Source organism: Pedobacter kyungheensis (assembly GCF_000812965.1).
Lineage (GTDB): Bacteria > Bacteroidota > Bacteroidia > Sphingobacteriales > Sphingobacteriaceae > Pedobacter > Pedobacter kyungheensis.
Genome location: NZ_JSYN01000026.1, coordinates 69,890 through 76,346, shown reverse-complemented (window position 1 = coordinate 76,346; position 6,457 = coordinate 69,890). Strand labels below are relative to the sequence as shown.

The following is a 6,457-nucleotide window of genomic DNA, read 5'->3' as shown; positions in this document are numbered from 1 at the left end:
AAAGATTGCTTCGTCGGCTGAAAAAGCCTTCTCGCAATGACGAAATTCTTAGGTGTCTGTCAATGGTAGCGAACCCGATAGCTATCGGGTGCAACGAAGTCGAGAACCCGAAGGCTCAGCGAAGCTAAATCTATCTCAAGATAGATCTCTCCGCTCCACTGCGTTCCGGTCGAGATGACGACGCTTTGTTTTTTAGTTAAACCCTATTTATTAAAAGCGTTCCAACCCTGGGCTTTTAACTCATGTACATTATTAGATTTAGAAACCATTTTACAACCCGAATTTTTATCAGTAACATGACCAATTACGGTGATATCTACATCGTGTTTCAATTTTTTATAATCATCCTGGCTAATGGTAAATAATAACTCATAATCTTCGCCACCACTTAAAGCACAAACGGTTGGGTCGATTCCCAGTTCACGCGCGGTTTCATAGGTCATCGGATCTAGAGGAATTTTTTCTTCGTAAATGGTAATGCCTTTATCACTTTCAGTGGCCAGGTGCAAAATTTCTGAAGCCAAACCATCCGAAATATCAATCATCGAAGTAGGTTTAATATCCATTTCTTCCAAAAGCGCCACAATATCCATGCGTGCTTCAGGTTTTAACTGGCGCTCAATAATATAATCTTTACCTTCCAGATCGGGCTGGATTTGAGGGTTTTCCAAATAAATTAATTTTTCGCGCTCTAATATTTGCAGCCCCATATAGGCACCACCCAAATCGCCAGAAACACAAAGCAAATCGTTTTCCTGAGCACCATTCCGGTATACCACTTTATCGGCATCGGCATAGCCAATACTGGTAATGCTGATTACAAGGCCCTGCTTACTCGATGAAGTATCGCCGCCAATTAAATCGATATTGTATTTATTGCAGGCCAGTTCAATTCCTTTATAAATTTCTTCAACAGCTTCTAATGGAAACTTACTCGAAACACCAATAGAAACTGTAATCTGGCTGGCCTTTCCGTTCATCGCATAAATATCGCTCAGGTTTACCTGTACTGCTTTGTAACCCAGGTGGATTAAAGGCACATAAGCCAGATCGAAATGTATACCTTCCAGCAAAAGATCTGTCGATACCAGTGTTTGTTTTCCTTTCGAATCCAAAACGGCTGCATCATCCCCAATACCTTTTACCGAATAATCATTTCTGATTTTAAAATTTGTGGTTAAGTGTTTGATTAAACCAAACTCTCCCAATTGATTAATATCTGTACGTTCTTTATTTTCAAACATATACTTGTTCTTTCTTTTTATAATAACTCTATCTACCGTCATGCTGAACTTGTTTCAGCATCTCTCAATTAGGCTCTGAAACAAATCCGATAGCTATCGGAATCAGCTTGACGAATTACCTTTTTCCATCCAATTCTTTCCTTCTGTAAACCTGGCAATTAACATGGCGGCGACATTATCGCCGGTTGCATTCAGCAAAGTTGCCATCGGATCAACCAATGTACCGATAATCATAGCGGGTGGCAAAGCTTCAGGTGGTAGTTGGTAAGCCGAAATCATCAATAATTCGCCAATATAACCACCATTCGGTATTCCCCCCTCAACAATACTTACCAAAACCGTAATGCCTAGTGCCAGAATGATGGTATCAACATGTGCCAAATCTTTTCCAAAAATGGCAAAAACAACAACAATTTTAACAATCGAACTAATACTCGATCCGTCTTTGTGCAGGGTAGAGCCGAGCGGAATGGTTACATTGGTAATGTAAGCCGGTACACCCATTTTCGTAGTTCCATCTAAATTTGCCGGAATAGTTGCAATGCTACTGCAGGTTCCAATTGCGGTTAAAGAAGGTACAATATTGTTTTTCCAAAATATTTTGATGGCTTTAAATCCCCCGGCTATAAAAGCATAAAGGGTAAAAAACACCACAAAATAAAATGCGCCAACCCCATAATACAAACCAAGCGCTTTGGCATAAGTACCAAAAAGTTGCGGACCAAAAACCCCCACCTGATACGCAAAATAGGCTCCTAAACCGATAGGTCCCAGTTTCATGATCAGGATGATTAATTTTTTCATCACCTCATTGCCTGATACCAGGAATTTTTTAAATCCCTCGCCGGATTCTTCGGCATATAAGGTCGAAAAACCAACCAAAACTGAAAAAATAATCAGCGCAAGCATATTTTTGCGACTGCCAATTTCATAAAATTCGCCAACTGTAAAAAGCTGGGTCATTTGTTGGCCAACCGACTGTATTTTAGTGGTTTCTTCTGGTAAATTACCGGCAGCAAGTTGCTGATGAATAGGAAAAACCCAGCTGGCCACTAATGTTAAAATGGCAGAAATTAAAATGGTGCCCAGAAAAACCAAAACCATAATGGTTAATAGCTTTCCTAATTTTTTTGACCGGTCTATATTTGCAATGGCCGACGAAACCGCAAAAAATACCAACGGAATTACTGCCGTAAACAACAGGTTTAAAAATATATCGCCCAGGGGTTTTATACTTTCAACACTTTTCCCAAAAATTAAACCGACAATGCTCCCCACTGTAATACCAGCCAAAAGCCACAATAAACCCGAATAATTTTTAAGGATGTTGTTCTTTTCCATTTTCTATCGTTATGTCAGTCTGAGCTTGTCGAAGACTATAGCACTTCGACAGGCTCAGTGTGACAAGTATTTATAAACCCAGCTCTGCCGAAATATCGAGCATTCTTTGAATCGGTTTACGGGCCTGCTCAATAATATGCTCAGGTACAGTAACTTCCGGATAACCATTTTTAATACATAAATATAGTTTTTCCAGCGTATTTCTTTTCATATACGGACAATCGTTACAGGCACAACTGTTATTGGGCGGCGCCGGAATAAAAGTTTTATCCGGATTTGCCTTTTCCATCTGGTGGATAATACCACTTTCGGTAGCTACAATAAACTCAGTTGCCGGGTTGCTAATGGTATATTTTAACAAACCAGTGGTAGAACCTACATAATCAGCCATTTTTAAAATCACTTCTTCACATTCCGGATGCGCAATAAATTTAGCATTCGGATGGCGTTCTTTCAGTTTAGTAATTTTTTCCTGCGAGAAAATTTCATGTACCATACAGGCACCGTTCCACAATACCAGATCCCTTCCGGTTTTTTTTGCTACATAAGCACCTAGATTCCGATCAGGCCCGAAAATAATTTTCTGATCTTTAGGTAAACTTTGCACAATCTGCACCGCATTGGTACTGGTACATACAATATCACTTAAAGCTTTTAATTCGGCCGTACAGTTTACATAGGTGATTACCAGGTGGTCGGGATATTTTTCCTTAAATTTCTTAAAGAGGTGAGGTGGACAACTATCTGCTAAAGAGCAACCTGCCTTTACATCGGGTAATAAAACCTTTTTATCAGGCGATAAAATCTTTGCCGTTTCGGCCATAAAATGCACACCTGCAAATACAATTACATCAGCATCTGTTTTAGCAGCCTCTTGTGATAAACCTAAACTATCGCCAATATAATCAGCAATATCCTGAATATCAGGTTCTTGATAGTAGTGTGCCAGAATAATTGCATTCTTTTCCTTTTTTAAACGCTCAATCTCTGCGAAAAGATCGAGTGTAGGATCAATTTCTTCTTCTGCGAAACCTTTTTTATTGATTTCTTCTAAGACATCTATGTTCATTATTAAATTTTCCTTTTTTGAATTTTGACGTTGGTCAAAGATAAAGCTTTCCACGTCTCAATAATTAATAAGTATTTTTAAATAAATAATTCTTGTTTGTTTATTAGTGTGTTGATAATGTTGGCAAGTTCAGAAAATTCTTTCTTTAAGATAAGTTATTAATCGTTTACTAACATTTAGATTACATTTTTCTAATATCATAAGTTTGATTTTCAGGCTTATCGAAAATCGCTTCAATTTTTATCAATATCGGAATGTTAATTGTTTATAAGTGGGGAAAAAGTTAATTACTTGTAGAAAGCTGCTTAAAAATTGCGCAAAAGATTGTGGCAAATTGTGTTTTTAGAGTAGCTTTAAACATTCAAATTTATTTGTTAGGATAATTTAGACACAGAGTTAACAGTTATTCAATAGTTATTAACATCGTGGATAAAGTAAATGTTTTTATTAATGAGAAAAGTAGATTTTCTGGTAATTGGCTCTGGTATAGCAGGTTTGAGTTTTGCACTTAAAGCAGCAAAATATGGTAAGGTTTTAATCGTCACGAAATCAAATGAAGACGAATCGAACACAAAATACGCTCAGGGAGGCGTTGCCGTGGTTGTGGATAAAGATGATTCTTTTGAAAAACATATTGATGATACGCTGATTGCCGGAGATGGATTATGCGATCCAAAAATTGTGGAAATCGTTGTAAAAGAGGGGCCTCAGCGAATTCAGGAGATTATAGATTATGGTATAAACTTCGATAAAGACAATGCTGGTTTTTACGATCTGGCGAAGGAGGGAGGCCATTCTGAGCACCGTGTTTTGCACTATAAAGACATTACCGGTTATGAGATTGAACGTGTTTTATTGAAGGAAATTCATGCCAATCCGAACATAGAGATATTAACACATTACTTCGCACTGGAGCTAATAACCCAACATCACCTGGGTGAGTTTGTGGATAAACGTACAGAAGATATTAACTGTTATGGGATATATGCCTTTAACACAGAGCTTAACGATGTGGAAAAGATTGTGGCAAATGTGACTGTAATGGCTTCGGGGGGGGCCGGACATGTTTATTCTGCAACAACCAATCCGGTTATTGCCACTGGTGATGGAATGGCGATGGTATACCGTGCAAAAGGAAAAGTGAGAAATATGGAATTTATTCAGTTCCATCCAACCGCTTTATACCATCCGGGTGAATATCCTTCTTTCTTAATTTCAGAAGCTGTACGGGGTTTTGGTGGCGTTTTAAGGAGAAAGAATGGCGAAGAGTTTATGCATGAGTACGACGAGCGTAAATCGCTTGCACCGCGTGATATAGTGGCCAGGGCTGTGGATAATGAAATGAAGAAGTCAGGTGACGATTTTGTGTACCTGGATATCACCATGCGCAAAAAGGCCGATATTTTGAAACATTTCCCTAACATTTATGCCAAGTGCTTATCTATAGGTATAGATATGACTAAAGATTATATCCCGGTTACACCAGCTTCTCATTACATGTGTGGTGGTATTTTGGTTGATGAGTATGGCCGTTCTTCTATTAAAAATTTATATGCCTGTGGAGAATGTTCTTCAACAGGGTTGCATGGGGCTAACCGTCTGGCTTCCAATTCGTTACTTGAAGCTACAGTTTTTGCACACCGCATTTATCAGGATGCAATAGAGAATTTTAAAAATAATGTTATACCAGATCACATACCGGATTGGGATTCGAAAGGTGTAACGCAGAGCAACGAAGATGTTTTAGTTACCCACAATTTAAGGGAATTACAAAAAGTAATGGGAGATTATGTGGGTATTGTGCGTTCTGATTTTCGTTTGGAAAGGGCACATCGCCGTTTATTTTTAATTTATCAGGAAACAGAAGAATTTTATAAAAAGAATAAAGTATCGGTTAAGCTTTGTGAGCTGCGTAATGTAATACAAACGGCTTACCTGGTTATAAAATCGGCCATGCAGCGTAAAGAGAGCAGGGGATTGCATTTTACAACCGATTATCCTAACCATGCTAAGGAACTAACAGATACTATTTTTTAATTTATCCGCTATGCTGGTCCGATAGCTATCGGACTTGTTTCAGCATCTCTGACTTTTTATTAACTGTCATCATTTAATTGCCCTTTTGTAAATTAAGTGGAGTACAATACTATAGATTTAAATAAAATTATGCCTTTAATACTACCTGTAAAAGATAAATACCCGCAAATTGGAACTGACAATTTTATTGCTGAAAATGCCACGATAGTTGGCGATGTTGTGATGGGGGATAAATGCTCAGTATGGTTTAATGCCGTAATCAGAGGTGATGTAAACGCAATTACGATTGGTAATGAAACTAATATCCAGGATGGAGCTGTTATTCATGCTACTTATTTAAAAGCTTCTACACATATCGGAAACCGCGTATCAGTAGGGCATAATGCCATCGTACATGGTTGTACGGTACAAGATCATGTTTTAATTGGCATGGGGGCAATTGTAATGGATCATGCTGTAATTGAAGAGTATTGTATCATTGCGGCCGGTGCTGTGGTACTGGAGAATACCGTATGTGAGAGTGGCCATTTATATGCTGGTACGCCTGCAAAAAAAATAAAGCCCATTACTGAAGAGCAAAGGGCTTTATTAAATAAGTTGCCTGATAATTATATTATGTATTCGGGGTGGTTTACCTCCTGATATATGTCATTTCGAGCGGATTGCAACGGAGTCGAGAACCCGAAGGCTCAGCGAAGTTAAATCTATTAGTTTGGTTAATAGATTTCTCCGCTACGGTCGAAATGACGGGTTCTTCTGTGAGGAA

Annotated in this window: 5 protein-coding genes; 2 read left to right on the top strand and 3 right to left on the bottom strand. The window is 38.4% G+C overall.

Features of this window, described 5'->3' with window-relative positions; all coding sequences use genetic code 11:
* Nucleotides 1–203 precede the first annotated feature (203 nt).
* From thiL to nadA, 3 genes are all read right to left on the bottom strand, one after another.
* Nucleotides 204–1,244, bottom strand: a complete 1,041-nt coding sequence (gene thiL / locus OC25_RS19785) for a thiamine-phosphate kinase (RefSeq protein ID WP_039479714.1) — start codon at nucleotides 1,242–1,244, stop codon at nucleotides 204–206.
* A 102-nt stretch (nucleotides 1,245–1,346) separates the two neighbouring features.
* Nucleotides 1,347–2,585, bottom strand: coding sequence for a dicarboxylate/amino acid:cation symporter (locus tag OC25_RS19780; RefSeq protein ID WP_039479712.1), 1,239 nt, complete (start codon nucleotides 2,583–2,585; stop codon nucleotides 1,347–1,349).
* A gap of 70 nt (nucleotides 2,586–2,655) precedes the next feature.
* The gene (nadA, locus tag OC25_RS19775; RefSeq protein ID WP_039479710.1) at nucleotides 2,656–3,654 is read right to left on the bottom strand and encodes a quinolinate synthase NadA; all 999 of its coding nucleotides are present in this window, start codon (nucleotides 3,652–3,654) and stop codon (nucleotides 2,656–2,658) included.
* Between the two features lie 450 nt (nucleotides 3,655–4,104).
* On the opposite strand from nadA, the gene nadB reads away from it, so the two are divergent.
* Together nadB and OC25_RS19765 are read left to right on the top strand one after the other, a co-directional pair.
* Nucleotides 4,105–5,691, top strand: coding sequence for an L-aspartate oxidase (gene nadB / locus OC25_RS19770; protein WP_039479707.1), 1,587 nt, complete (start codon nucleotides 4,105–4,107; stop codon nucleotides 5,689–5,691).
* A gap of 129 nt (nucleotides 5,692–5,820) precedes the next feature.
* Nucleotides 5,821–6,333 carry a gamma carbonic anhydrase family protein gene (locus OC25_RS19765; RefSeq protein ID WP_039479705.1) on the top strand — a complete coding sequence of 171 codons (513 nt, stop codon included), beginning with the start codon at nucleotides 5,821–5,823 and terminating at the stop codon, nucleotides 6,331–6,333.
* The last annotated feature ends 124 nt before the right edge of the window (nucleotides 6,334–6,457 follow it).

What these genes read in the sequence shown, in the direction of transcription:
- thiL (WP_039479714.1), bottom strand. Translation starts at nt 1,244, where the DNA reads ATGTTTGAAAATAAAGAACGTACAGATATTAATCAATTGGGAGAGTTT.
- OC25_RS19780 (WP_039479712.1), bottom strand. Translation starts at nt 2,585, where the DNA reads ATGGAAAAGAACAACATCCTTAAAAATTATTCGGGTTTATTGTGGCTT.
- nadA (WP_039479710.1), bottom strand. Translation starts at nt 3,654, where the DNA reads ATGAACATAGATGTCTTAGAAGAAATCAATAAAAAAGGTTTCGCAGAA.
- nadB (WP_039479707.1), top strand. Translation starts at nt 4,105, where the DNA reads ATGAGAAAAGTAGATTTTCTGGTAATTGGCTCTGGTATAGCAGGTTTG.
- OC25_RS19765 (WP_039479705.1), top strand. Translation starts at nt 5,821, where the DNA reads ATGCCTTTAATACTACCTGTAAAAGATAAATACCCGCAAATTGGAACT.